The organism is Roseicella frigidaeris (assembly GCF_003258945.1).
GTDB lineage: Bacteria > Pseudomonadota > Alphaproteobacteria > Acetobacterales > Acetobacteraceae > Paracraurococcus > Paracraurococcus frigidaeris.
Genome location: NZ_QLIX01000003.1, coordinates 182,776 through 205,230 on the forward strand (window position 1 = coordinate 182,776; position 22,455 = coordinate 205,230).

Sequence of the window (22,455 nt, forward strand, 5' to 3'; positions counted from 1 at the left end):
GGCATGAATGCTTCATTCATGCCGAGCGCCCGAAGGGCGCCGCGCCTAGTGGCGCGAAGCCAAGCAAACCGGAGGTTTGCGCCCGGCGTTTGAGGGGGCCGTTGATGTGTCAACATCAACGGCCATTCGCATAAGGCGCGCGCCGCCCGTCACCCCTCCCCGGCCTCGGCGAATTCCACCTCCCGGTGCACATGCACCGAGAGCAGCAGGCCGAAGCCGAGCATGGTCGTCAGCATGGCCGAGCCGCCATGCGAGATCAGCGGCAGCGGCACGCCGCCGACCGGGATGGCCCCCGTCACCATGGCGATGTTAACGAAGACGTAGAGGAAGAGGTTGGTGCCGAGGCCGACCGCGAGCAGCCGGCCGAAGGCGTGCCGGCAGCGGAAGGCGGTGAGGAAGCAGAAGCCGATCGCCAGGCCGAGCAGCGCCAGCGTCGCCAGCGCGCCGACCAGGCCGAATTCCTCGGCGATCATGGTGAAGATGAAGTCGGTCTGCTTCTCCGGCAGGAAATTCAGGTGCCCCTGGGTGCCCTGCAGGAAGCCCCGGCCCCAGATGCCGCCCGAGCCGAGTGCGATCTTCGACTGGATGATGTTGTAGCCGGCGCCGAGCGGGTCGCTCTCCGGGTCGAGGAAGGTGGTGATGCGCGCCTTCTGGTAGTCGTGCAGATGCGCATAGGCGATCGGCGCGGCGATGCCGGCGGCGCCGAGGGCGAGGGCGAATTGCCAGAGCCGCGCCCCGGCGGCGAAGAAGACCGCGCCGCCGATCATCGCGGTGATGAGGCCGGTACCGAGATTGGGCTGCTTCAGGATCAGCCCGACCGGCGCCAGCACCAGCAGCGCCGGCGGCAGCAGGAAGAGCGGGTTGCCCATCTGCTCGCGGCTGGCGCGGCGGAACCAGGCGGCCAGCGCCAGGGCCAGCATGATCTTCATCAGCTCGGAGGGCTGGAGTTGCAGCGGCCCGATATCGATCCAGCGCTGCGCCCCTTTGCCGACATTGCCGTGCAGCAGCACCAGCACCAGCAGGCCGAGGCCGAGCGCATAGCCGGCCCAGGCGAGGCGGGCGATCGCCCGGATGTCGACCAGGGCGAGGCAGAGCATCAGCACCAGGCCGAAGCCGAAGCGCAGCGCATGCTTCGTCGCATAGGGCTCCGGCCCGCCGCCGGCGGAGTAGAGCGCGACATAGCCGATGGCGGCGATGCCGCCGAGCAGCAGCACGAAGGCCCAGGGGATGCGCCAAAGCTTGCGCAGCACCCCGCCGCCGCGGTCGCGCAGCAGCAACCGGCGCTCATAGGGGGCGGCGCCGCTCATCGCCTGTCCCCGGCGCCGGTCCCGGCGCCGGCCTCGGCCACCCGCGGCCCCGGGGGCGGGGCCGGCGGCAGCGGCAGGTCGCGCAGCCGGGTGAAGGCCTCGACCATCACCTCGCGCGCCAGCGGCGCCGCGGCGCCGGCGCCGCTCATGCCGTGCTCGACGACGACGCTCACCGCATAGACCGGCGCCTCATAGGGGGCGAAGGCGACGAAGAGGGCGTGCGGCCGCCATTCCCGCGGCTGCCGCTCGGCCCGGAAGCCGCGCTCGCGCTGCTCGCGCGAGACCCGGCGCACCTGCACCGAGCCGGTCTTGCCGGCCAGGACGCCGAACGGACCGGGCAGCCGGGCGGCGGGCGCGGTGCCGCCGGCCTCGTTCACCACCGCCCACATGCCCTCCCGCACCAGCTTCAGGTCGCGCTCGGGCAGGCCGAGCGGCGGCCAGGCCTCCGGCCGCCCGCCCGGGGCGGGCTGGCCGCCGAGGCTGCGCGTCAGATGCGGCTGCACCGCCCGCCCGGTCGCCAGCCGCGCCGCCATGGTGGCGAGCTGCAGCGGGGTGATCTGGTAGAAGCCCTGGCCGATGCCGTGCACGATGGTGTCGCCCGGGTTCCAGGCCTTGCCCTGGGCCTGCCGCCAGGCGCGGGTCGGCACCAGGCCCCGCTTCGCCCCCGGCAGATCGATCCCGAGATCGACGCCGAGGCCGAAGCGGTTGGCCATGCCGGCGATGCGGTCGATGCCGATGCGGCGGGCCAGCTCGTAGAAATAGACGTCGCAGGACTGCTTGAGCGCGCCGCGCAGGTCGAGGCTGCCATGGCCCTGCCGGCGCCAGCAATGGAAGCGGGTGTCGCCGAGATCGAGATGGCCGGAGCAGTGGATGCGCTCGGTCGGCGTCACCGCCTTCGCCTCCAGCCCGGCCAGTGCCACCACCATCTTGAAGGTCGAGCCGGGGGCGTAGAGCCCGTTGGTGGTCTTGTTGATCAGCGGCGTCGCCCGGTCGCGCGTCCAGTCCCGCCATTGCCGGGCGGAGACGCCGGCCTCGAAGAGCGAGGGGTCGAAGGAGGGCTGCGAGGCCATGGCCAGCACCTCGCCGTTGCGGGCATCGAGCACGACGACGCTGGTCCCTGCCTCGATGCGGTCGCGCACGGCGCGCTGCAGCCCGGCATCGACGGTCAGCCGCACCTCCTGCCCGGGGATGCCCTCCTGCCGATCGAGCTCGCGGATCACCCGGCCGAGCGCGTTCACCTCGAGCTGCACCGCCCCGGCGCGGCCGCGCAGCGGGATCTCGTGGAAGCGTTCGATGCCGGCGCGGCCGACGCGGATGCCGGGCAGGGCGAGCAGCGGGTCGCCATCCATGTCGCGCTCGGCCGGCGGGGCGACATAGCCGAGGATATGCGCCAGATGCTCGCCCTCGGGATAGAGCCGCGTGGTGCCGACATCGACCAGGATGCCCGGCAGGTCGGGCGCGTTCACCTCGATGCGCGCCATCTCCTCCCAGGAGAGGAACTCCCGCACCGTCACCGGCACGAAGCGGCGGTGCCGGCGGAGCTCGCGCTCGATCCGCGCCCGCTCATGCTCCTGCAGCGGCAGCAGGCGGGAGAAGGCGTCGAGCGTCGCGCCGACATCCTGCGCCTGCTCGGCGACCAGCAGCGCCCGCCAGTTCAGCCGGTTGCCGGCGATGACGAGGCCGTTGCGGTCGAGCACCCGGCCGCGCGGCGGCGGCAGCAGCCGCGCCGAGACGCGGTTCTCCTCGGCCAGGGTGCGGTAGCGCTCGCCCTCCTCGGCCTGCAGGCGCCAGAGCCGGATGCCGAGCAGGCCGAGCAGGGCGAGCTGGCCGAGGCCGAGCGCGGCGGCGCGGCGGGTGAAGAGCCGCCGCCGCTCCGCCTCCTCGCGCCGGCCGCCGGGAAAGAGGCTCATGCCGGCGGCCCTTGCCGGCGACCCGGCACGGGCTCCCCGCGGCGCCCCCCTCGGCGCCGGGCGCGCTCCTCCGATGGGCCGGGCATGGCGGAGGCGCGCCGGACGGCGCGGCCCGCGGCGCCCGGTCGGGCGCTCGGCCGGAACGAAGCCTTCATGCCCTTGGCCTCACGCCATCGCCTCGGCCCGGCGCATCGCCTCGTGCAGCCGGGTGAGCAGCCAGGCGAGGCCCGGATAGAGGCCGATGGCGAGCAGCGCCTGCCAGAAGGCCGGGGCCACCGGCAGCAGCCGCCAGCCGAGCAGCGCCTGCAGCCCGAGGCCGAGCGCCGCCGCCCCCGCCGCGAGGCCGGCGAAGGCGAGCCAGACCAGCAGGAAGCGCTGCCGCGCCAGCAGGCGCCGCCAGCGCCCGGCGACGCCATGCGCCAGCAGCAGCACCAGCACCCCGGTGCCGGGCGGCGCCGCGGTCAGCAGGTCCTGCACCAGGCCGAGGCCGAAGACCACGGGCGGCGGCAACGCGGCGGGGCGGAAGACCGACCAGAAGACCAGGCAGGGCAGCGCCACCGCGGGCAGCAGGCCGGGCAGGCCGGAGGGCAGGGCGGCGAGCAGCATCAGCAGCAGGGTCAGGCCGGCCGGCAGCAGCGCCCGCGCGAGCGCGTCGAGCCGCCGCAGCAGCCCCGCGAGCGGTGCCGCCCGGCCGCTCACCGCCATCCCCTCGGGACCGGCGCGCGGCCCGCCCCCGGCGCAGGCGTCGCGGCGGGATGCGTCATGGCAGGATCCCGGGCAGGCGGTAGTCGAAGAGCCGCAGCAGGTCGAGCCGGTCCAGCCGGGCGAAGAGCTCCACCTCGGCGGCGCCCGAGGCGGTGCGCCGCACCAGGCCGACCGGCAGCCCGGCCGGGAAGGCATTCGCCTCGGCGCTGGTCACCACCCGCTCGCCCTCCTGCGGCTCGCTGCCGGAAGGCCAGTATTGCAGCCGCGGCCGGGCGGTGTTGGTGCCGACCAGCATGGCCCGCGCCCGGCTGCCCTCCAGCAGCACGGGGATGCGGCTGTTCAGGTCGGTCAGCAGCACCACCCGGGCGGAGCGGCTGCCCACCTCCGTCACCCGCCCGGCGAGGCCGCGCGCATCCATCGCCACCGCGCCCTTCCGCACCGGCTGGCCCGGCCCGGTCGAGAGCAGCACCGCCCGGGCATAGGCCCCGCCCCCATCGGCGACGACGCGGGCGGTGACGAAGCCGGGCGCCGCCTCGGGCAGGACGCCGAGCTGGCGGCGCAGCAGCGCATTCTCCGCCGCGAGGGAGGCGGCGGCGTCCTGCCAGTGGCGCAGGCGCTCGTTCTCCTCGCGCAGCCGGGCATTCTCCGTGCGCAGCGAGAGCAGCCCCGCCGCCTCGCCGAGCGCCCCCTGCAGCGCCAGGACCGGCTGGCGCAGCGCCCCCCAGGCCGGCGCGAGGGCATCGGCGAGCGCCATGCGCGCCCGTTCCGCCAGCAGCGCATCCGCCTTGCCGAGCAGCATGAGGCCGAAGCCCGCGGCGATCAGCGCGGGAAGCGACAGGCGCGCCAGCGCCTGGTGGAGCGGGACGCTGAGACGGATCAACGGGGGGAGCCTGCCTCGCCTCTGTTCCCGTTCAATACATCGAACTCAGCACCTGGCGAAGCCGCTTGATCTCCTCGAGCGCGCGGCCGGTGCCGAGGGCGACGCAGGAGAGCGCGTCCTCGGCGACGGCGACGGGCAGGCCGGTCGCGTCCCGCAGCACCTCGTCCAGCCGGGTGAGCAGGGCGCCGCCGCCGGTCAGCACGATGCCCTTGTCGACGATGTCGGCGGCGAGCTCGGGCGGGGTGTTCTCCAGCGCCACCTTCACCGCCTCGACGATCTGCCCGACCGGCTCGGCCAGCGCCTCGGCCACCTGGCGCTGGCTGACCACCACCTCGCGCGGCACGCCATGCATCAGGTCGCGGCCCTTCACCTCGGCCAGCGGCCCCTCCTCCCCGGTCTCCGGCGCCCGCGCCGCGCCGATCTCGATCTTGATGCGCTCGGCCGTGCTCTCGCCGATCAGCAGGTTGAAGTGGCGCCGGATGTAGCTGATCACCGCCTCGTCCAGCTTGTCGCCGCCGACGCGGACGCTGCGGGCATAGACGATGCCGCCGAGGGAGATCACCGCCACCTCCGTCGTGCCGCCGCCGATATCGACGATCATCGAGCCCGAGGGCTCGGTCACCGGCAGGCCGGCGCCGATCGCGGCGGCCATCGGCTCCTCGATCAGCAGCACCTTGCGCGCCCCGGCCGATTCGGCGCTCTCCTGGATGGCGCGGCGCTCGACGGCGGTGGAGCCGGAGGGGACGCAGACGATGATCATCGGCGAGGCGAAGCTGCGCCGGTTGTGCACCTTGCGGATGAAGTGCTTGATCATCTCCTCCGCCACCTCGAAATCGGCGATGACGCCGTCCCGCAGGGGGCGGATGGCGGCGATGTTCCCGGGCGTGCGGCCCAGCATCATCTTCGCCTCCTCGCCCACGGCGAGGACCTGCTTGCGGCCGCGGTGATCGGCGATGGCGACCACGGAGGGCTCGTTCAGCACGATGCCCCGACCCTTCACGTAGACCAGCGTGTTCGCGGTCCCGAGGTCGATGGCCATGTCGGCGGAGAGGAAGCCGAACAGGCGAGAGAACATGCAGCGGAGCCTTCCACGCGAGGTGCGCACGCCGCCCTGCCGGCGGCATGGCCCGGGATGGCCCCGGGCCGGCCGGCCGGCCCTGGTCCGCCTTCACGATTGCGGGGGGTCGGTTGGTGGCGTGGATAACCGGCCCCTGCCCGCCGCTCAAGCATTCCGTCCGCCCGCCAATCGAATCGCCGCCGACCCGTGCCACGGCGGCCGCAGGGGCGCGCGCAAGGGGGGCGCGCAGGGGGGACCGCCGGCGCCGGAGGCCGCTGGTCAGCCCTGCGGCCGGCGCTTTTCCCAGCGCCCGGCGCCCATGCTATGCGCCGGCCATGCAGGCCCAGAACGACCTCCCGACGCTCGCGGCGGCGCGGCGCGTGGTGGTGAAGATCGGCTCCGCCCTGGTGGTGGAGGCGCGCACCGCCGCGCCCCGCGCCGGCTGGCTGGCCAGCGTCGCCGCCGATGTCGCCAGCCTCCGCGCCCAGGGCACGGAGGTGATCCTCGTCTCCTCCGGCGCCATCGCCCTCGCCCGCCACGCCCTCGGCCTCACCCGCCGCAAGCTGCGGCTCGAGGAGAAGCAGGCGGCGGCGGCGGTCGGGCAGATCCGCCTCGCCGGCGCCTGGGCGGCGGCGCTCGACCAGGTCGGGCTGCCGGCGGCGCAATTGCTGCTGACGCTGGAGGACAGCGAGGACCGGCGGCGCTACCTGAACGCCCGCGCCACCCTCGGCACGCTGCTCGAGCTCGGCTGCGTGCCGGTGATCAACGAGAACGACACGGTGGCGACGGCCGAGATCCGCTTCGGCGACAATGACCGCCTCGCCGCCCGGGTCGCCGAGATGACCGGCGCCGATGCGCTGATCCTGCTCTCCGACATCGACGGGCTCTACACCGCCGATCCGCGCCGCGACCCGATGGCGGCGCATCTGCCGGTGGTGCCGCGCCTGACCGAGGAGATCATGGCCATGGGGGGCGAGCCGCCGCCCGGCTACTCCTCGGGCGGGATGCGCACCAAGCTGATCGCGGCGCGGATCGCGACCGGCGCGGGCTGCGCCATGGCGATCGCCCTCGGCCAGCGCGACCATCCGCTGCGGGCGATCGCGGACGGCGCGCGCTGCACCTGGTTCCTGCCGGCGCCGGAGGGGCGGACGGCGCGCAAGCGCTGGATCGCCGGCTCGCTCGCCCCGCTCGGCACGCTGACCGTGGATGCCGGGGCGGCGCGGGCGCTGGCGCGCGGCTCCTCCCTGCTGCCGGCCGGGCTGCGGGCGGTGGAGGGAAGCTTCCGCCGCGGCGACCCGGTCCGGGTGCAGGACGAGGCCGGGCACGAGCTGGCGCGTGGCCTCGCCGCCTATGACGCCGAGGATGCCCGCCGCATCGCCGGCCATCGCAGCGAGGCGCTGGAGGCGCTGCTCGGCTGGCGCGGCCGCGACGAGATCGTCCACCGCGACGACCTCGTGCTGCTGGGCTGATTTTTCCCGCGGCGCCGCGAGGGCCTCCCGGAAGGGCAAAGCCCGGCGACGGAATCCCGTTACCGCCGCGCCCAGGCCAGCGCCGCCAGCCCGGCGCCGCGCCCGGTGGCGAAGCAGGCCTGCAGCAGGTAGCCGCCGGTCGGCGCCTCCCAGTCCAGCATCTCGCCGCAGGCGAAGACCCCCGGCCGGTCGCGCAGCATCAGCCGCTCATCGAGCATCGCCCGGCGCAGGCCGCCGGCCGAGGAGATCGCCCGCTCCAGCCCCATCGGCGCCTCGAGGCGCAGCGGCAGCGCCTTCACCAGCCGCGAGAGCGGCGCCGTGGCGCCGGCCCGGAGCGCCTCCTGCACCAGGGCGATGCCAACCGGGGCGAGGCCGGCGCGGCGCAGGTGGTTGGCCAGGGAGACGCCGCCGCGCGGCCCGTCCAGCCGCGCCGCCAGCGCCGCGGCCGGAAGGTCGGGCCGCAGGTCGAGGGCGAGCTCGACCGGCCCCCACGCCGCGATCGCCTCGCGCAGCGCGCCGGAGAGGGCATAGACCGCGCCGCCCTCGATCCCGGTCTCGGTCAGCACCGCCTCGCCGCGCACCGTCTCGCCCTGGAAGGCGAGGGCGATGCGCTTCAGCGGCGCCCCGGCGAAGCGCTGGCGGAGCGGCGCGGACCAGGCGATGCGGAAGCCGCAATTGGCCGGGCGCAGCGGCGCCACCCCCTCCAGCAGCGCCGCCCAGGCGCCATCGGCGCCGAGCCGCGGCCAGGAGGCGCCGCCGAGCGCCAGGACGGTTGCCGCCGGGCGCAGCCGCAGCGTCCCGGCCAGCGTCTCGAAGGCGAGCGCCCCCGCCTCCCAGCCGCGCCAGCGATGCCGCGGCCGCAGCGCCACGCCGAGCCCGGCCAGCCGCGCCAGCCAAGCGCGCAGCAGCGGCGAGGCCTTCATGGCGCGGGGGAAGACCCGGCCGGAGGTGCCGGTGAAGACCGGCTGGCCCAGCCCCTCCGCCCAGGCGATGAGGGCGGCGGGCGGGAAGGCCTCGATCCAGGGCGCCAGCCAGTCCTGGCCGGCGCCGTAGCGGGCGAGGAACCGCGGCAGGGGCTCGGCATGGGTGAGGTTCAGCCCGCCGCGCCCGGCGATGAGGAGCTTCCGCGCCGGGGAGGGCATGTGGTCGAGCACCGTCACCGCGGCGCCGCCCGTCGCCGCGGCCTCCGCCGCCATCAGCCCGGCCGGGCCGGCGCCGATCACCACGACCTCCGGCTGCTCCCCGGCCTGCTCCCTTGGCCGCTCCCCGCTCTCGTCCATGCCGGCTTGTAGCCAGCCCGGCGCGCTCCGTGAACGGAGGGGATGAACCCAAGGCCCTCACCTTCGTTCAGGGAGCCGAACCGATTCCGGGACGGAGGACGACGTGATGGGGTACCTTTCCAGCCTGCGCGACCGTGGCGAGGATCTGCGCGACGACGCCGAGACCTATGGCCGCCGCGCCGCCGGGCGGCTGCGCGACACCGGCGAGCGCCTGCGCGACCGGGGCGACGATGCCCGCGGCGACCTGGCGCGGCTCTGGCATCAGCTCGAGGATCTGGTGGAGCGGCGGGTGCGCCCGGCGGCCTCCGATGCGATCGACCATGCCGGGGACTATGCGCGCCAGGCCCGCGGCTATGCCCGGCAGGGGCGGGACGTGGCCTATGACGTGGCGGACCACCTGCGGGATGCCACGCGCTCGCGCCCGCTGGTGGCGATCGGCGTCGCGGTGGCGGCGACCTGGCTGATCTCCAGCATGCTGCGCAGCCGGCGCTGAGCGTTCCCCCCTGGCGGCGCCATGCGTCGCCAGGGGGTCTCGCCTCCCTCCGGCGGAGGCGCGTCGCAGCCTGCGGCGGCGGCCGACGGATGCATCGGTGCCCGTGCCGTATCGAGCCGCCTTGACGCTCGACTTTGGGGGGCCGCGGCACCAAATTCAGGGGCAAGATGAGCCCCCTTCCCCCCGTTCTCTTCCATCCTCCGAAGCGCCCCGCCCCGCCGCCCGAGCGGGTGCTGAAGGTCGTCTCGCCCTTCGAGCCGAATGGCGACCAGCCGACGGCGATCCGCGAGCTCGTCGCCGGGCTGCGGGCGGATGAGCGGGACCAGGTGCTGCTCGGCGTCACCGGCTCGGGCAAGACCTTCACCATGGCCAAGGTGATCGAGGCGGTGCAACGCCCGACCCTGATCCTGGCGCCGAACAAGACCCTGGCGGCGCAGCTCTATGGCGAGATGAAGTCGTTCTTCCCGGAGAACGCGGTCGAGTATTTCGTCTCCTACTACGACTACTACCAGCCCGAAGCCTATGTCCCGCGCACCGACACCTATATCGAGAAGGATGCGCAGATCAACGAGCAGATCGACCGCATGCGCCACTCGGCGACGCAGGCGCTGCTCGAGCGCAACGACGTGATCATCGTCGCCTCGGTCTCCTGCATCTACGGCATCGGCTCGGTCGAGACCTACAGCCGCATGGTGGTCAAGCTCGAGCTCGGCGGGCGGATCGACCGCGACACGCTGGTCAAGGGGCTGGTCGAGCAGCAATACCGCCGCAACGACAGCTTCTTCGCCCGCGGCACCTTCCGCATCCGCGGCGAGACGGTGGATATCTGGCCCTCCCACCTGGAGGACCGCGCCTGGCGCATCAGCCTGTTCGGCGACGAGGTGGACGGCATCCGCGAATTCGACCCGCTGACCGGCGAGGTGACGGCGGAGATGGAGCGGGTCGCGATCTACGCCAACAGCCACTACGTGACGCCGCGGCCGACCCTCAACCAGGCGATCGGCCAGATCAAGCAGGAGTTGAAGGAGACCCTGGCGAAGCTGGAGGCGGAGGGCAAGCTGCTGGAGGCGCAGCGCCTCGCCCAGCGCACGCAATTCGACCTCGAGATGCTGGAGACCACCGGCTCCTGCAAGGGGATCGAGAACTACTCCCGCTACCTCTCCGGCCGCGGCCCGGGCGAGCCGCCGCCGACCCTCTTCGAATACCTGCCGGAGAACGCGCTGCTGATCGTCGACGAGAGCCATGTCACCGTCGGCCAGCTCGGCGGCATGTATCGCGGCGACTTCGCGCGGAAGAGCGTGCTCGCCGATTTCGGCTTCCGCCTGCCCTCCTGCATGGACAACCGGCCGCTGAAATTCGAGGAGTGGGAGGCCTACCGGCCCAACACCGTCTTCGTCAGCGCCACCCCCGGCCCCTGGGAGATGGAGAAGGCCGGCGGCGTCTTCGCCGAGCAGGTCATCCGCCCGACCGGCCTCATCGATCCCGTCACCGATATCCGGCCCGTCGAGGGCCAGGTGGACGACCTGCTGGCCGAGTGCCGCGAGGCGGTGAAGCGGGGCGGCCGCGTCCTCGTCACCACGCTCACCAAGCGCATGGCCGAGGACCTGACCGAGTACATGACCGAGGCCGGGCTGAAGGTGCGCTACCTGCACTCGGACGTGGACACGCTGGAGCGGATCGAGATCATCCGCGACCTGCGGCGCGGCGGCTTCGACGTGCTGGTCGGCATCAACCTGCTGCGCGAGGGGCTCGACATCCCGGAATGCGTGCTGGTCGCCATCCTCGATGCCGACAAGGAGGGGTTCCTGCGCAGCACCACCTCGCTCATCCAGACCATCGGCCGCGCCGCCCGCAACGCCGAGGGCCGCGTCGTGCTCTATGCCGACCGGATGACCGACAGCCTGCGGCGGGCGCTGGAGGAGACCGAGCGGCGGCGGACCAAGCAGATGGCCTGGAATGCCGAGCACGGCATCACGCCGCAGACCATCAAGCGGCAGATCGCCGATGTCATGCAGTCGGTCTACGAGCAGGACTACGTGACGGTCGAGGCGGTGGAGGGCGATGCCGCGGCGCAGTTCGTCGGCAAGGACCTGCGGGCCTCCATCGCCGAGCTGGAGAAGCGCATGCGCGCCGCGGCGGCGGACCTGGAATTCGAGGAGGCGGCGCGGCTGCGCGACGAGATCAAGCGGCTGGAGGCGCTCGATCTCGGCCTGGAGCCGAACCTGGCCGGCCGCAGCCTGCAGGAGGCGGCGCCGCGCGGCGCGGCGGGCGGCGCGCGACGGGCGCCCAAGGCGAAGCAGGACTGGAAGCCGAAGCCGCTCGGCCCCGGGGGCGGCGGCTACGATCCGGAGAAGCGCGCCCGTGGCGGCGGCCGGCGCGCCGCCGGCGGCCGGGCGCGGTAGCCGCCCCCCCGGCGGGGCGGGCGGGAACGCCCTCCGCCGCCGCGGCGTTCGCGCCGCACAGCAGGAGGAAACGTCCCATGGGCGACTATGCCGGCCGCGTCGAGATCGCCCGCCCGGCGGCGGAGGTCTTCGCCTTCCTCGCCGATATCCGCAACATGCCACGCTACCTGCCGACGGTGACGCGGGTCGATCCGCAGGGCCGGCATGGCGACCATGACGACGTCGCCGTCGAAGGGCGGGCCGAGGATCATGGCTACCACGACGAGGGCTGGCTGAAGGCCGAGCCCGAGGCGCGCCGGATGCAATGGGGCTCGCATGGCCAGCACGGCTATGGCGGCAGCCTGGAGGTGACGGCGGCGGAAGGCGGCTCGGTCGTCGCCCTGCAGCTCCACCTGGCCTCGAAGCCGGGTGCCGCGGCGCATGGGCCTGGCGATGCGGAGATGCAGGCCGCCCTGCAGCGCACCCTCGCCAGCATCAAGGCGTGCTGCGAGGCGCCGGGCGGCGCGGCGGCGCAGGAGACCGGCCAGGGCACGGACGAGCTGCCGGACAGCCGGCCCTTCGGCAGCAGCGCGACGATGAACCCGGATCTCTGATCCACCTCGCCCGCATGCTTGCTGCGGCGCAATAAGCCCTTGCGCGGCCGATCCTCTCCGATAGGCTCGGCCGGACGCCGTGGGAGTCGCCGCCGCCATGTTCCGACGCAGCCTTCTCGCCGGCACGACCGGCGCCCTCGCCCTGCCGGCGCTGACCGCGCCGCGGCTCGCCCGCGCCCAGGGGCTGCCGAAGATCACCATCGGCATGTCGGGCTGGACCGGCTTCGCCCCGCTGACGCTGGCCGAGCAGGCCGGGCTGTTCAAGGCGAACGGGATCGAGGTCGAGACCAAATTCGTGCCGCAGCGCGAGCGCAACCTGGCCCTCGCCTCGGGCGCGCTGAACTGCGTGGTGACGACGGTCGACACCATGATCCTCTGGGCCAGCACCATCCCGCTGGTGCAGGTGTTGGTGCTGGACCGCAGCCATGGCGGCGACGGCATCGGCGTCCGGCCCGGCATCAAGGGCTTCGCCGACCTCAAGGGCAAGACCATCGCGGTGGATGGCCCGGGCACCTCGCCCTACTTCCTCATGGCCTACATGTTCCGCGAGAACGGGCTCTCGGTGAAGGATGTGCAGACCGCGACCCTGGCGCCGCAGCCGGCGGCGCAGGCCTTCGTCGCCGGGCAATTCGATGCCTGCGCCACCTATGAGCCCTATCTCTCCCAGGTCCGCGGCATGGGCGAGGACAAGGGCCGCATCCTGGCGACGACGCTCGACCATCCCTGCATCGTCGACACCCTCGCCTTCCAGCCCGCCTTCATCAACGCGAATCCCGAGGCGGTGAAGCGGGTGGTGAAGTCCTGGTTCGACGCGGTCGAGATGATCAAGGCCGAGCCGGAGAAGAGCTTCGGCATCATGGGCAAGCGGGTGAACCAGAGCGCCGAGCAGTTCAAGGCGAGCGCCGCCTTCATCGAATGGCTGGATGCGGCGAAGAACCGGGACTACGTCGCCAACGGCCTGCCGGCGTTCCAGCAGAAGGCCTATGCGGTGCAGCGCGAGACCGGCGTGGTGCGCCAGGAGGTCGACCTGTCGAAGCTTCTCGATCCGCGCTTCCTCGCCTGACCTGCCGCGGATGCGCCCGACCCGCGCCCTGCTGGCCCTCGCCGCCGTCCTGATCGCGGCGCCGGCGCGCGCCGAGGTGCCGCCGCCGCCCGGCTTCGCCGATCTCGTCGCCGCGGTGCAGCCGGCGGTGGTGCGGATCGAGACGCTCGAGCACGCCGCCACCGCGCCGCGCGGCCATGGCGCCCGCCCCGCCCAGGCCCCGCCCGAGCTGCTCGGCGCCGGCTCCGGCTTCCTCGTCGATGCCGAGGGCACCGTCGTCACCAACCACCATGTGGCCGGCGAGGCGCAGCGCATCACCGTCACCCTCGCCGATGGCCGGGACTTCCCCGCCCGGCTGCTCGGCAGCGACCCCGCCACCGACATCGCCGTGCTGCGGATCGCGCTGCCGCTCGGCGCGCCGCCGCTGCCCTTCCTCAGCTTCGCCGCGGGGGCGCCGCCGCGGCCGGGCGATTGGGCGCTCGTCGTCGGCAATCCCTTCGGCCTCGGCGCCTCGGTCTCGCTCGGCATCGTCTCGGCGCGGGGACGCAATCTCGGCGGCCTCGCCTGGGGCGAGCTGATCCAGACCGATGCGGCGATCAACCCGGGCAATTCCGGCGGCCCGCTCTTCGATGCCACCGGCCATGTCGCCGGCGTGACGACGGCGATCGTCACCCCGACCGGCAGCTCGGTCGGCATCGGCTTCGCGGTGCCGGCGCAGGTCGCCGCGCCGGTGGTCACGGCGCTGGCGGCGGAGGGCCGGGTGCGCCGCGGCTGGCTCGGCCTGCAGGCCCAGGCGATGACGCGGGAGCTGTCGCGGGCGATGGGCGGCGCGCCGCCGCAGGGCGCGCTGGTCGATGCCGTGGCGCCGGACGGGCCGGCGGCGCGTGCCGGGCTGCAGCCGGGCGACGTCATCACCGCGCTCGACGGGCTGCCGGCGGAGGGGCCGCTCGCCATCGCGCATGGCATCGCGCTGCGGGCGCCGGGCAGCGCGGCGGCGCTCTCGGTCTGGCGCGCCGGGCAGGAGCGGGTGCTGACCGCGCGCCTCGCCGAGACGCCACCGCCCCCGGCCGCTGCCCCGCCGCCGGTGCCGGAGCATCACGGCTACGGCCTCGCCTTCGGCCCCATCAACCGCGGGGCCCGGGCGGCGCAGCACCTGCCGCCGGAGTTGCAGGGCGCGTTGGTGACGCGGGTGACGCCGGGCGGCACCGCCGAGGCGGCGGGGCTGCGCACGGGGGACATCATCCTCGGCATCGGCACCGCCGCCATCCGCGGCCCGCAGGAGGCGGCGGCGGCACTGCGGGCGGCGGGCAGCGAGGGCGTCGCGCTGCGGCTGCTGCGCGAGGATGCCGCGATCTACGTCGCCCTGCCGGCACCGGGCTGAACGGGGAGGGATGCGCATGCAGCCGCTGCGGCCGGTCTCGCCCGGCGCCCGCCTCCTGCTCGGCGCCGGCTTCTTCGCGGTCTTCCTCGGCCTCTGGCTCTGGGTGACCGAGGGCGGCCATGTGCCGGCGCTGTTCCTCGCCTCGCCGGGGCGGACGCTGGCGGCCGGCTGGTCGCTGCTGACCGAGTATGGCTTCCTCGGCGACATCGCCGTCACCGTCTTCCGGGTGGTCGGCGGCTTCCTGATCGCCGCCGCCTTCGCCGTGCCGCTCGGCCTGCTGATGGGCGCCTTCAAACCCGTGGAAGCCTTCTTCGAGCCCTTCTTCTCCTTCGCCCGCTACCTGCCGGCCTCGGCCTTCATCCCGCTGCTGATCCTCTGGGCCGGGGTGGGGGAGGCGCAGAAGCTCGCGGTCATCGTCATCGGCAGCGTCTTCCAGCTCGTCATCATGGTGGCGGTGATCGCCGGCGGCACGCGCATGGACCTGGTGGAGGCGGCCTACACCCTCGGCTCGCGCCCGCTCGGCATCCTGCGGCGGGTGGTGATCCCGGCCGCGGCGCCGCAGGTGGCGGAGACACTCCGCCTCGTCCTCGGCTGGGCCTGGACCTACGTCATCGTCGCCGAGCTGATCGGGGCGAGCAGTGGCATCGGCCACATGATCATGGACAGCCAGCGGCTGCTGGACACTGGGCAGATGATCTTCGGCATCGTGGTGATCGGGGTGATCGGGCTGGTGACGGATTTCGCGGTGAAGCTGCTGAACCGGCGGCTCTTCCCCTGGGCGGCGCTGTGAGCGGCAAGACGCTCCGCATCGACGGCGTCACCCGCACCTTCCCGGCGCGCGGCCGCACCCCGCCGACGCTGGCCCTGCAACCCACCTCGCTCGCCGTCGCGCCGGGCGAGTTCGTCGCCATCCTCGGCCCTTCGGGCTGCGGCAAGTCGACGCTGCTCAGGATCGTCGCCGGGCTCGACCGCCCGACCGCCGGCACCGTCAGCCTGGAGGGCCGCCCGGTCGCCGGCCCCGGCCCGGATCGCGGCATGGTCTTCCAGTCCTACACCCTCTTCCCCTGGCTGACCGTCGAGCGGAACATCCGCTACGGCCTGGTCGAGCGCGGCCTGCCGGAGGCGGAGCAGGCCGCCATCGCCGCCCGCTTCATCGCCCGCACCGGCCTCGCCGGCTTCGAGCACCACTGGCCGCGACAGCTCTCGGGCGGCATGCAGCAGCGCACCGCGCTCGCCCGGGCCCTGGCCAACGACCCGGAGATCCTGCTGCTCGACGAGCCCTTCGGGGCGCTCGACCACCAGACGCGCGAGCTGATGCAGGAGCTGCTGCTGGAGATCTGGGAGGGGGACCGCAAGACGGTGCTCTTCGTCACCCATGACATCGACGAAGCGATCTTCCTGGCGAACCGGGTGCTGGTGATGTCCGCCCGCCCCGGTCGCATCAAGGCGGAGGTCCCGGTGCCGCTGCCCTATCCCCGCGAGTGGACGGTGAAGACGACGCCGGAGTTCGGGGCGCTGAAGGCCAGGCTGATGGCCGAGATCCGGGAGGAGGTGCGGCGGGCCGCGGTTTCTGCTGGCGCTTAGGCTGTAACCGGATTATAGCGCCGCCCCTTCAACCTGCCGGATCGCAGCCGTGATTTGTGCCATGTCGCTCATTGCCCTCGCCGCCATCCTCGCGGGCGTTACCCTCGCGGGCGGCCTGCACGGCTGACCAGCGCGGCCGCTCGACCGCCCGGTTCGCGCCGCACGGCGGCCCCGGCGCGTTCCCAGACCATGACGCAGGCTGCTACAGAGGGTGGAGGCATGAGCCCCACCCCTCCCATTCCCCCGACCATTCCCCGCGCGGCGCTCGTCACCGGCGGCGCCAGGCGGCTCGGCCGCGCCCTGGCCCTGGCGCTCGCCGGGCAGGGCTTCGATCTCGCGCTGCACTACCGGGACAGCGCCGCCGAGGCCGAGGCGACGGCGGCCGAGATCCGCACGCTCGGCCGCCGCGCCGTCACCCTGCAGGCCGACCTGGCGCGCGAGGCGGAGGTCGAGCGGCTGGTCCCGGCGGCGATGGCGGCGCTCGGCCCGCTCGGCGTGCTGGTCAACAATGCCAGCACCTTCGAGCGCGACGAGTGGGAGGACGTGACGCGGGCGAGCTGGGACTCGCATATGGAGCCCAATCTCCGTGCCCCCTTCGTGCTCATCCAGGCCTTCGCCCGCGCCCTGCCGGCCGCCGCCGAGGGCGCGGTGCTGAACATGCTCGACCAGCGCGTCTGGTCGCTGACGCCGCATTTCATCAGCTACAGCCTGTCCAAGGCCGGTCTCTGGGCGCTGACCCAATCCCTCGCCCTGGCGCTGGCGCCGCGCATCCGGGTGAACGGCATCGGCCCCGGCCCGGCGCTGCCCAGCCCGCGGCAGAGCCAGGCGCAGTTCGACCGCCAGGCGGCCAGCGTGCCGCTGCGCCACGGCACCAGCCCGGAGGAGATCGCCCTCGCCGCCATGACCATCCTCGCCCTGCCGGCCATGACCGGCCAGATGCTCGCCCTCGATGGCGGGCAGCATCTGCAATGGTCGCCGCGCGGCGTCGTGGCAGGGGGGCCGGAGGAATGAGCTTCGCGCCGGATGCCGGGCAGAGGCTGCGGCTGGTCTTCGTGCAGGGCCTCACCCTGCAGGCGCGGCTCGGCGTGTATCCGCACGAGAAGGCGGCGCCGCAGCGGGTGGTGATCGGGATCGAGCTGGCGGTGGAGGACGATGCGGCGCCGAGCGCGGTCGGCGCGGATGACTTCCGCCGGGTGGTGGACTACGAGCGGCTGGTGAAGGCGGCGCGGGCGGAGGCCGCCTCGGGCCACCTGCTCCTGGTAGAAACCCTGGCGGAACGGATCGCTCAGGCAGCGCTGTCGGACCCGCGGGTGTTACGAGCACGAGTGCGTGTGGAAAAGCCCGACGCCTTCCCGGATGCCGCATCCGTGGGGGTTGTCATCGAAAGGACGCGGGCTTGACACGCAGGTTTGCGTGCAACTCATCCACCGCCCTCGCGAAAGCGTCAGGTTCTTTCTAACTGAAACAGAATGGTTACAAAGTGACCGTTTCGAACCAGTTCGGTTCGTGGAAATCGTTGGACATCAGCATTTTAGACAAGCGCCCGAAACTTTGGCATTCAAGCTTTTCCGGGGAGTTGCAACCGGTTGCACCCCTCCCGGCTTCCACATCCACAAGCTTATCCACAGGGTGGCCGGGGCCTTCACCGTGTTCCCGGCCATCGCCGAACCTAATCGGAACGCATGAGTCAAGCGGAATCTGACCAAGCCGCTCCAGCGGCTGACGCTCCAGTGATGGAGGGAGTCCGGGTCATCGAGGCCGCCCTCGCCACGCTGCCGCATGCGCCGGGCGTCTACCGCATGCTCGATGCCCGCGGCGATGCGCTCTATGTCGGCAAGGCCCGGGCGCTGCGGCGCCGGGTGCATGCCTACACCCAGATCGCCCGGCTGCCCGAGCGGCTGCGGCGCATGGTGCACGAGACCCGCAGCCTCGAGGTCATCACCACCGCCTCCGAGGCCGAGGCGCTGCTGCTCGAGGCCAACCTGATCAAGCGGCTGCGACCGCGTTACAACATCGTCCTCCGCGACGACAAATCCTATCCCTGGCTGGTCCTGACCGAGGACCACCCCTATCCGCAGATCACCAAGCACCGCGGCGGGCGGCGCAAGGGCGCCAGCTATTGGGGGCCCTTCGCCTCGGCCTGGGCGGTGAACCAGACGCTGACCGCCCTGCAGCGCGTCTTCCTGCTGCGGAGCTGCCGCGACACCGTTTTCGACACGCGCAGCCGGCCCTGCCTGCTGTTCCAGATCCGCCGCTGCTCGGCGCCCTGCGTCGATCGCATCTCGCGCGAGGACTATGCCGGCCTCGTCCAGCAGGCGAAGCAGTTCCTCTCCGGCGAGACGCCGAGCATCCAGCGGGAGCTGGCCAAGGAGATGGAGGCGGCGGCCGAGGCGCTGGAGTTCGAGCGCGCCGCGGCGATCCGCGACCGCATCCGCGGCCTGACCCATGTGCAGGGCCGCGACCGGATCAACATGGAAGGCATCGGCGATGCCGATGTCGTCGCGCTGCACCAGATGGCGGGGCAGACCTGCGTGCAGGTCTTCTTCTTCCGCGGCGGCCGCAACAACGGCAACCGGCCCTATTTCCTCAGCAAGGGCGAGCAGGGGCCGGAGGAGGTGCTGGAGGCCTTCCTCACCCAGCTCTACGACGACCTGCCGCCGCCGCCGCTGGTCCTGCTGAGCCATGAGCCGGCCGAGCAGGCGCTGATCGCCGAGGCGCTCTCCATCAAGGCCGGCCGGAAGGTGGAGCTGCACCGGCCGCAGCGCGGCGACAAGCGCGCCGCGGTCGAGCATGCCGCGACCAATGCCAGGGAGGCGCTGGAGCGCAAGCTGGCCGAGGGCACGGCGCAGGAGGCGCTGCTGCAGGGCGTGGCGCGGGTCTTCGACCTACCGGCGACGCCGGAGCGGATCGAGGTCTACGACAACAGCCATATCCAGGGCAGCAACGCCTATGGCGTCATGGTCGCCGCCGGCCCCTCGGGCTTCCTGAAGCAGGCCTACCGCAAATTCTCCATCCGCGGCCCCGTCGCGCCAGGCGACGACTTCGGCATGATGCGCGAGGTCTTCGAGCGCCGCTTCGGCCGCGCCCTGAAGGAGGACCCGGGGCGCGAGAGCGGCACCTGGCCCGACCTGGTGCTGATCGATGGCGGGCTCGGCCAGCTCAACGCAGCGCGAGAGATCCTGGCCGAGATGGGGGTGGACGACCTCCCCCTGGTCGCCGTCGCCAAGGGGCCGGACCGCGATGCCGGGCGCGAGTGGTTCCACCGCACCGGCCATCCGCCCTTCCAGCTGCCGCCGCGCGACCCGGTGCTCTACTACCTGCAGCGGCTGCGCGACGAGGCGCATCGCTTCGCCATCACCACCCACCGCGCCGGCCGCTCGAAATCCCTGGTGCGGAGCGAGCTGGACGAGATCCCGGGCGTCGGCACGGCGCTGAAGCGGAAGCTGCTCAACCATTTCGGCAGCGCCCGCGGCGTGCGCAACGCGGCGCTGGCCGATCTGGAGAACGCGCCGGGCATCGGTCCGAGCGTGGCCCGCCGCATCTACGGGCATTTCCATCCCGGCATGGCGGAGGGATGACGCCCGGCGCCGAGGGGACTGCCAGTGGGGGCCGTTGATGGGGCACCATCAACGGCCGTTCGTATCAGAGCGAGGTGCGCAGGATCCGCGGCATCGGCTCGGTCCGGTCCTCCACCGCCGTCACGCCGGGCACCGCCCGGGCGAGAACGGCGAGGCCCTGGCGCACCTCCTCCGAGCGGTGGAAACCGTAGAAGCTGACGGTGCCGTCCTTCACGCTCGGGAAGACGTAGAAGGTGTCGACCCAGGGCTGCTCCCGCATGGCGGCGATCATCGCCTTCAGCAGGGCCGCGTCGGTCTGCTCGCCGGGCGCCGCCTCGGGCGGAACGAGGACGGCGCGCAGCAGGTCGGCGCGGCTGACGATGCCGGCGAGCTTCCCATCCTTCAGCACCGGCACGCGGCGGATCTGGTGGCGCTCCATCAGCCGGGCGATCTCCTCCGCCTCGGCCTCCTCGTCGACGGTGACCAGCTCGCGGGTCATCACGTCGGCGGCCTTCGCGCCATGCGCCTTGGCGAAGCGCTGCGCCAGCCGCCGGGAATCGGCGAAGAGGCCGAGGAACCAGCCGAGCGGGCCGCGCGTCTCCTCGGCCAGGCGGCGGATCAGGTCGCCTTCCGTCACCAGCCCAACCAGCCTGCCCTCGGCATCCGTCACCGGCACGGCCGAGATGCCGCGGCCGGCCAGAAGCTCCACCACGCCCGCCACCGGCGTCTCCGGCGGCACCACGACGAGGCTGGTGGTCATGAGATCGCGTGCCTTCACGGCATCCTCCCGGTCTTGTCGCGGGCCGCCTGCCGGCCCGCGGGTCCTCCATCCATACCGGCGGCCCGGCGAGCGGGCCTTGCGCCACAGCAAGCGGCCGGGCGCCAGACGTGATGCCGGCCCGGGGCCGCCACAAGCCGCGGGCCGCGATCCCGCATCCCGGCACGTCGGTCCCATCCCGGGGCCCCACCTGTCGTATCGTGCCGGTCCGGCAACCAGGCACAGGGCCCCGCTCCGCCGGCCTGGCGCCATCCTGGGCTTGCCCCGCGCCGGGCGCTCGGCCATGACTGCGGCCGGCATGCCGACCGATCTGCCCAACCTGCTGACCCTTTCGCGCATCGCCGCCGTTCCCCTGCTGGTGGCGCTGGTGGCCCTGCGCACGCCCTGGGGCGATGTCGCGGCCTGCATCGTCTTCTCCGCCGCCGCGATCACCGATTATTACGACGGCAAGATCGCCCGGGAGCGGCAGATCGTCTCCGGCTTCGGCCGCATGCTGGACCCGATCGCCGACAAGCTGCTGGTCGGCGCCGCGCTGATGGTGATGGCCGGCAACGGCCGGCTGACCGACTGGACCCTCTACCCGGCCATCGTCATCCTGCTGCGGGAGATCCTGGTCTCCGGCCTGCGGGAATACCTGGCCGGGCTGCAGATCGGCCTGCCCGTCTCGCGGCTGGCGAAGTGGAAGACCGGCTTCCAGATGGGGGCGCTCGGCACGCTGCTGGCGGGCGATTCCGCCGCCTCGGTGCTGCATCTCTCCGTCCTGCCGGTCTCGCTGATCGGCGAGGCGATGCTCTGGGTGGCGGCGGCGCTGACGCTGATGACCGGGCGCACCTATCTGGTCGCCGGGCTGCACCATGCCGAGGCCGACTCCGCCGGCCGCCCCGCCGGGCCGCGGCGGGAGCCGGCAGTCCGGCCTTGAGACGGGGCCAGGGGCGGCGCATCTTCCGGCAGGGCTCCGGACTGCGGGGCGACAGGAGTGGGTTCATGCGAGGGATGGGCGGAACGGCGGCCAGGGTGACCCTGCTGGGCATCGGGGTGCTGTTGGGCGGCTGCAGCTGGTTCGACAACGGCTCCGCCCGGGTCGCCGACGGGATCGGCGATTTCGGCGGCAGGATCGGCATGCCCTGGGGCTCCTCGCATCCGAAGCCGCCCGAGGAGAGCACCACCATCGCCCGGCTCACCGGCGCGCCGACGGAGGTCACGCCGCTCCGCACTGAGGATGGCGATGTCTGGCCGGTGCCGGAGGCGCCGCGCTCGACCCTGGCCAATCCGGATGCGGCGATGCGGGGCATCCCGAATTACCGCCCCGGCGACTACGACCGCCCGCCGATCTCCGGCGAGCCGCGGCCGCTGCCGCCCAACCTGCGCAGCGGCGCCTCCTCGCCGCCGCCCCTGCCGCCGGTGCGGACCGAGCCGCAGCAGCAGAGCTTCGTGCCGCCGGCCGGCGACACCCGGCCGCCGGCGCGCCGCAACGATGGCCGGGTGATCGTGACCCCGAACGGCAGCGCCGCGGTGACGACCGGCGGCACCGACCGCATCCAGGGCTATGTGCTGCCCGGCGGCGCCTCCGGCACCGCCATCAACGACGGCGCCACGACGACGCTCGTCGGCCCCAACGGGCAGGTGCAGGTCGTGCCGAACCAGCGGTGAGGCCCGGCATGCGGGTGCTGTATTTCGCCTGGGTGCGGCAGAAGGTCGGCGTCGCGGAGGAGGAGGTCTCCCCGCCGCCCGAGGTGCGGGACGTGGCCGGGCTGATCGCCTGGCTGGCAGCGCGCAGCCCCGGCCATGCCGCGGCCTTCGCCCAGGCGCGGCAGGTCCGCGCCGCCATCGACCAGGAATTCGCCACCCCTGACGCCCCCCTCGCCGGCGCCACCGAGATCGCCTTCTTCCCCCCGGTGACCGGCGGATGACCGCGCCCGATGGTCGGAGCGGCGACGACCGCGAAGAGCTGAATCGGGCGCGTTGCGATACGCCCGATGGCCGGAGCGGCGACGGCCGTGGAGAGCTGAACCAGGGG

21 protein-coding genes are annotated in these 22,455 nt (G+C 73.4%); 14 read left to right on the forward strand and 7 right to left on the reverse strand.

The annotated features are described in order from the left end of the window. Window positions 1-149: 149 nt before the first annotated feature. The 5 genes from rodA to DOO78_RS06285 all read right to left on the reverse strand — a co-directional run bounded on the left by rodA (window position 150) and on the right by DOO78_RS06285 (window position 5,877). Window positions 150-1,307 carry a rod shape-determining protein RodA gene (gene rodA / locus DOO78_RS06265; RefSeq protein WP_111468880.1) on the reverse strand — a complete coding sequence of 386 codons (1,158 nt, stop codon included), beginning with the start codon at window positions 1,305-1,307 and terminating at the stop codon, window positions 150-152. After that, the gene (gene mrdA / locus DOO78_RS06270; RefSeq protein ID WP_111468881.1) at window positions 1,304-3,217 is read right to left on the reverse strand and encodes a penicillin-binding protein 2; all 1,914 of its coding nucleotides are present in this window, start codon (window positions 3,215-3,217) and stop codon (window positions 1,304-1,306) included. The genes rodA and mrdA overlap by 4 nt, the downstream gene beginning before the upstream one ends. Window positions 3,218-3,382: 165 nt before the next feature. Next, window positions 3,383-3,916: a rod shape-determining protein MreD gene (locus DOO78_RS06275; protein WP_243634420.1), complete on the reverse strand. Its 534-nt coding sequence runs from the start codon at window positions 3,914-3,916 to the stop codon at window positions 3,383-3,385. Window positions 3,917-3,977: 61 nt separating this feature from the next. Next, the gene (gene mreC, locus DOO78_RS06280) at window positions 3,978-4,802 is read right to left on the reverse strand and encodes a rod shape-determining protein MreC (protein WP_111468883.1); all 825 of its coding nucleotides are present in this window, start codon (window positions 4,800-4,802) and stop codon (window positions 3,978-3,980) included. Window positions 4,803-4,833: 31 nt separating this feature from the next. Beyond that, window positions 4,834-5,877, reverse strand: coding sequence for a rod shape-determining protein (locus DOO78_RS06285; protein WP_111468884.1), 1,044 nt, complete (start codon window positions 5,875-5,877; stop codon window positions 4,834-4,836). 317 nt (window positions 5,878-6,194) lie between these two features. Between DOO78_RS06285 and proB the strand changes: the two genes are divergently transcribed. Beyond that, complete coding sequence (gene proB / locus DOO78_RS06290; protein WP_111468885.1) at window positions 6,195-7,328, forward strand: glutamate 5-kinase; 1,134 nt, start codon at window positions 6,195-6,197, stop codon at window positions 7,326-7,328. Window positions 7,329-7,387: 59 nt separating this feature from the next. Here proB and DOO78_RS06295 read toward each other — a convergent pair whose 3' ends face one another. Then, window positions 7,388-8,608: a TIGR03862 family flavoprotein gene (locus tag DOO78_RS06295; RefSeq protein WP_111468886.1), complete on the reverse strand. Its 1,221-nt coding sequence runs from the start codon at window positions 8,606-8,608 to the stop codon at window positions 7,388-7,390. 106 nt (window positions 8,609-8,714) lie between these two features. On the opposite strand from DOO78_RS06295, the gene DOO78_RS06300 reads away from it, so the two are divergent. The 10 genes from DOO78_RS06300 to uvrC all read left to right on the forward strand — a co-directional run bounded on the left by DOO78_RS06300 (window position 8,715) and on the right by uvrC (window position 19,681). Continuing rightward, window positions 8,715-9,101, forward strand: a complete 387-nt coding sequence (locus DOO78_RS06300; RefSeq protein WP_111468887.1) for a hypothetical protein — start codon at window positions 8,715-8,717, stop codon at window positions 9,099-9,101. A 167-nt stretch (window positions 9,102-9,268) separates the two neighbouring features. Beyond that, window positions 9,269-11,503 carry an excinuclease ABC subunit UvrB gene (uvrB, locus tag DOO78_RS06305; RefSeq protein WP_111468888.1) on the forward strand — a complete coding sequence of 745 codons (2,235 nt, stop codon included), beginning with the start codon at window positions 9,269-9,271 and terminating at the stop codon, window positions 11,501-11,503. 77 nt (window positions 11,504-11,580) lie between these two features. Continuing rightward, entirely contained in the window at window positions 11,581-12,096 is a 516-nt protein-coding gene (locus DOO78_RS06310; RefSeq protein WP_111468889.1) for an SRPBCC family protein, read from the forward strand. A 97-nt stretch (window positions 12,097-12,193) separates the two neighbouring features. Then, window positions 12,194-13,159 carry an ABC transporter substrate-binding protein gene (locus DOO78_RS06315; RefSeq protein WP_111468890.1) on the forward strand — a complete coding sequence of 322 codons (966 nt, stop codon included), beginning with the start codon at window positions 12,194-12,196 and terminating at the stop codon, window positions 13,157-13,159. 10 nt (window positions 13,160-13,169) lie between these two features. Then, window positions 13,170-14,519 (forward strand): trypsin-like peptidase domain-containing protein, encoded by a 1,350-nt coding sequence (locus DOO78_RS06320; protein ID WP_165838751.1) that lies wholly within the window; start codon window positions 13,170-13,172, stop codon window positions 14,517-14,519. Window positions 14,520-14,535: 16 nt separating this feature from the next. Continuing rightward, the gene (locus DOO78_RS06325) at window positions 14,536-15,309 is read left to right on the forward strand and encodes an ABC transporter permease (protein ID WP_111469074.1); all 774 of its coding nucleotides are present in this window, start codon (window positions 14,536-14,538) and stop codon (window positions 15,307-15,309) included. Beyond that, on the forward strand, window positions 15,306-16,103 hold the full coding sequence (locus DOO78_RS06330) for an ABC transporter ATP-binding protein (RefSeq protein ID WP_111468892.1): 798 nt from the start codon (window positions 15,306-15,308) through the stop codon (window positions 16,101-16,103). The genes DOO78_RS06325 and DOO78_RS06330 overlap by 4 nt, the downstream gene beginning before the upstream one ends. A 219-nt stretch (window positions 16,104-16,322) precedes the next feature. Further along, window positions 16,323-17,114: an SDR family oxidoreductase gene (locus tag DOO78_RS06335; protein ID WP_111468893.1), complete on the forward strand. Its 792-nt coding sequence runs from the start codon at window positions 16,323-16,325 to the stop codon at window positions 17,112-17,114. Then, a complete protein-coding gene (gene folB, locus DOO78_RS06340) occupies window positions 17,111-17,503 on the forward strand; it encodes a dihydroneopterin aldolase (protein WP_165838752.1) in 393 nt (130 codons plus the stop codon). The genes DOO78_RS06335 and folB overlap by 4 nt, the downstream gene beginning before the upstream one ends. A 333-nt stretch (window positions 17,504-17,836) precedes the next feature. Beyond that, window positions 17,837-19,681 carry an excinuclease ABC subunit UvrC gene (gene uvrC, locus DOO78_RS06345; protein ID WP_243634421.1) on the forward strand — a complete coding sequence of 615 codons (1,845 nt, stop codon included), beginning with the start codon at window positions 17,837-17,839 and terminating at the stop codon, window positions 19,679-19,681. A gap of 64 nt (window positions 19,682-19,745) precedes the next feature. Here the strand turns inward: uvrC and DOO78_RS06350 are convergent, their stop codons facing one another. Then, window positions 19,746-20,438, reverse strand: coding sequence for a CBS domain-containing protein (locus DOO78_RS06350; RefSeq protein ID WP_243634422.1), 693 nt, complete (start codon window positions 20,436-20,438; stop codon window positions 19,746-19,748). A gap of 298 nt (window positions 20,439-20,736) precedes the next feature. Between DOO78_RS06350 and pgsA the strand changes: the two genes are divergently transcribed. The 3 genes from pgsA (at window position 20,737) to moaD (ending at window position 22,348) form a co-directional block, all read left to right on the forward strand. Continuing rightward, window positions 20,737-21,357, forward strand: a complete 621-nt coding sequence (gene pgsA, locus DOO78_RS06355) for a CDP-diacylglycerol--glycerol-3-phosphate 3-phosphatidyltransferase (protein WP_111469075.1) — start codon at window positions 20,737-20,739, stop codon at window positions 21,355-21,357. A 65-nt stretch (window positions 21,358-21,422) separates the two neighbouring features. Further along, a complete protein-coding gene (locus DOO78_RS06360) occupies window positions 21,423-22,088 on the forward strand; it encodes a hypothetical protein (RefSeq protein WP_128080009.1) in 666 nt (221 codons plus the stop codon). A gap of 8 nt (window positions 22,089-22,096) precedes the next feature. Then, window positions 22,097-22,348, forward strand: a complete 252-nt coding sequence (gene moaD / locus DOO78_RS06365; RefSeq protein WP_111468898.1) for a molybdopterin converting factor subunit 1 — start codon at window positions 22,097-22,099, stop codon at window positions 22,346-22,348. Window positions 22,349-22,455: the final 107 nt, after the last annotated feature.

Bases quoted from the DNA above. Each gene is read 5' to 3' on its own strand.
- DOO78_RS06295 (WP_111468886.1), bottom strand. From the start codon at position 8,608: ATGGACGAGAGCGGGGAGCGGCCAAGGGAGCAGGCCGGGGAGCAGCCG.
- DOO78_RS06310 (WP_111468889.1), top strand. From the start codon at position 11,581: ATGGGCGACTATGCCGGCCGCGTCGAGATCGCCCGCCCGGCGGCGGAG.
- uvrC (WP_243634421.1), top strand. From the start codon at position 17,837: ATGGAGGGAGTCCGGGTCATCGAGGCCGCCCTCGCCACGCTGCCGCAT.
- DOO78_RS06360 (WP_128080009.1), top strand. From the start codon at position 21,423: ATGCGAGGGATGGGCGGAACGGCGGCCAGGGTGACCCTGCTGGGCATC.
- DOO78_RS06320 (WP_165838751.1), top strand. From the start codon at position 13,170: ATGCGCCCGACCCGCGCCCTGCTGGCCCTCGCCGCCGTCCTGATCGCG.
- proB (WP_111468885.1), top strand. From the start codon at position 6,195: ATGCAGGCCCAGAACGACCTCCCGACGCTCGCGGCGGCGCGGCGCGTG.
- DOO78_RS06325 (WP_111469074.1), top strand. From the start codon at position 14,536: ATGCAGCCGCTGCGGCCGGTCTCGCCCGGCGCCCGCCTCCTGCTCGGC.
- DOO78_RS06300 (WP_111468887.1), top strand. From the start codon at position 8,715: ATGGGGTACCTTTCCAGCCTGCGCGACCGTGGCGAGGATCTGCGCGAC.
- rodA (WP_111468880.1), bottom strand. From the start codon at position 1,307: ATGAGCGGCGCCGCCCCCTATGAGCGCCGGTTGCTGCTGCGCGACCGC.
- DOO78_RS06335 (WP_111468893.1), top strand. From the start codon at position 16,323: ATGAGCCCCACCCCTCCCATTCCCCCGACCATTCCCCGCGCGGCGCTC.
- moaD (WP_111468898.1), top strand. From the start codon at position 22,097: ATGCGGGTGCTGTATTTCGCCTGGGTGCGGCAGAAGGTCGGCGTCGCG.
- DOO78_RS06285 (WP_111468884.1), bottom strand. From the start codon at position 5,877: ATGTTCTCTCGCCTGTTCGGCTTCCTCTCCGCCGACATGGCCATCGAC.
- uvrB (WP_111468888.1), top strand. From the start codon at position 9,269: ATGAGCCCCCTTCCCCCCGTTCTCTTCCATCCTCCGAAGCGCCCCGCC.
- folB (WP_165838752.1), top strand. From the start codon at position 17,111: ATGAGCTTCGCGCCGGATGCCGGGCAGAGGCTGCGGCTGGTCTTCGTG.
- DOO78_RS06315 (WP_111468890.1), top strand. From the start codon at position 12,194: ATGTTCCGACGCAGCCTTCTCGCCGGCACGACCGGCGCCCTCGCCCTG.
- pgsA (WP_111469075.1), top strand. From the start codon at position 20,737: ATGCCGACCGATCTGCCCAACCTGCTGACCCTTTCGCGCATCGCCGCC.
- mrdA (WP_111468881.1), bottom strand. From the start codon at position 3,217: ATGAGCCTCTTTCCCGGCGGCCGGCGCGAGGAGGCGGAGCGGCGGCGG.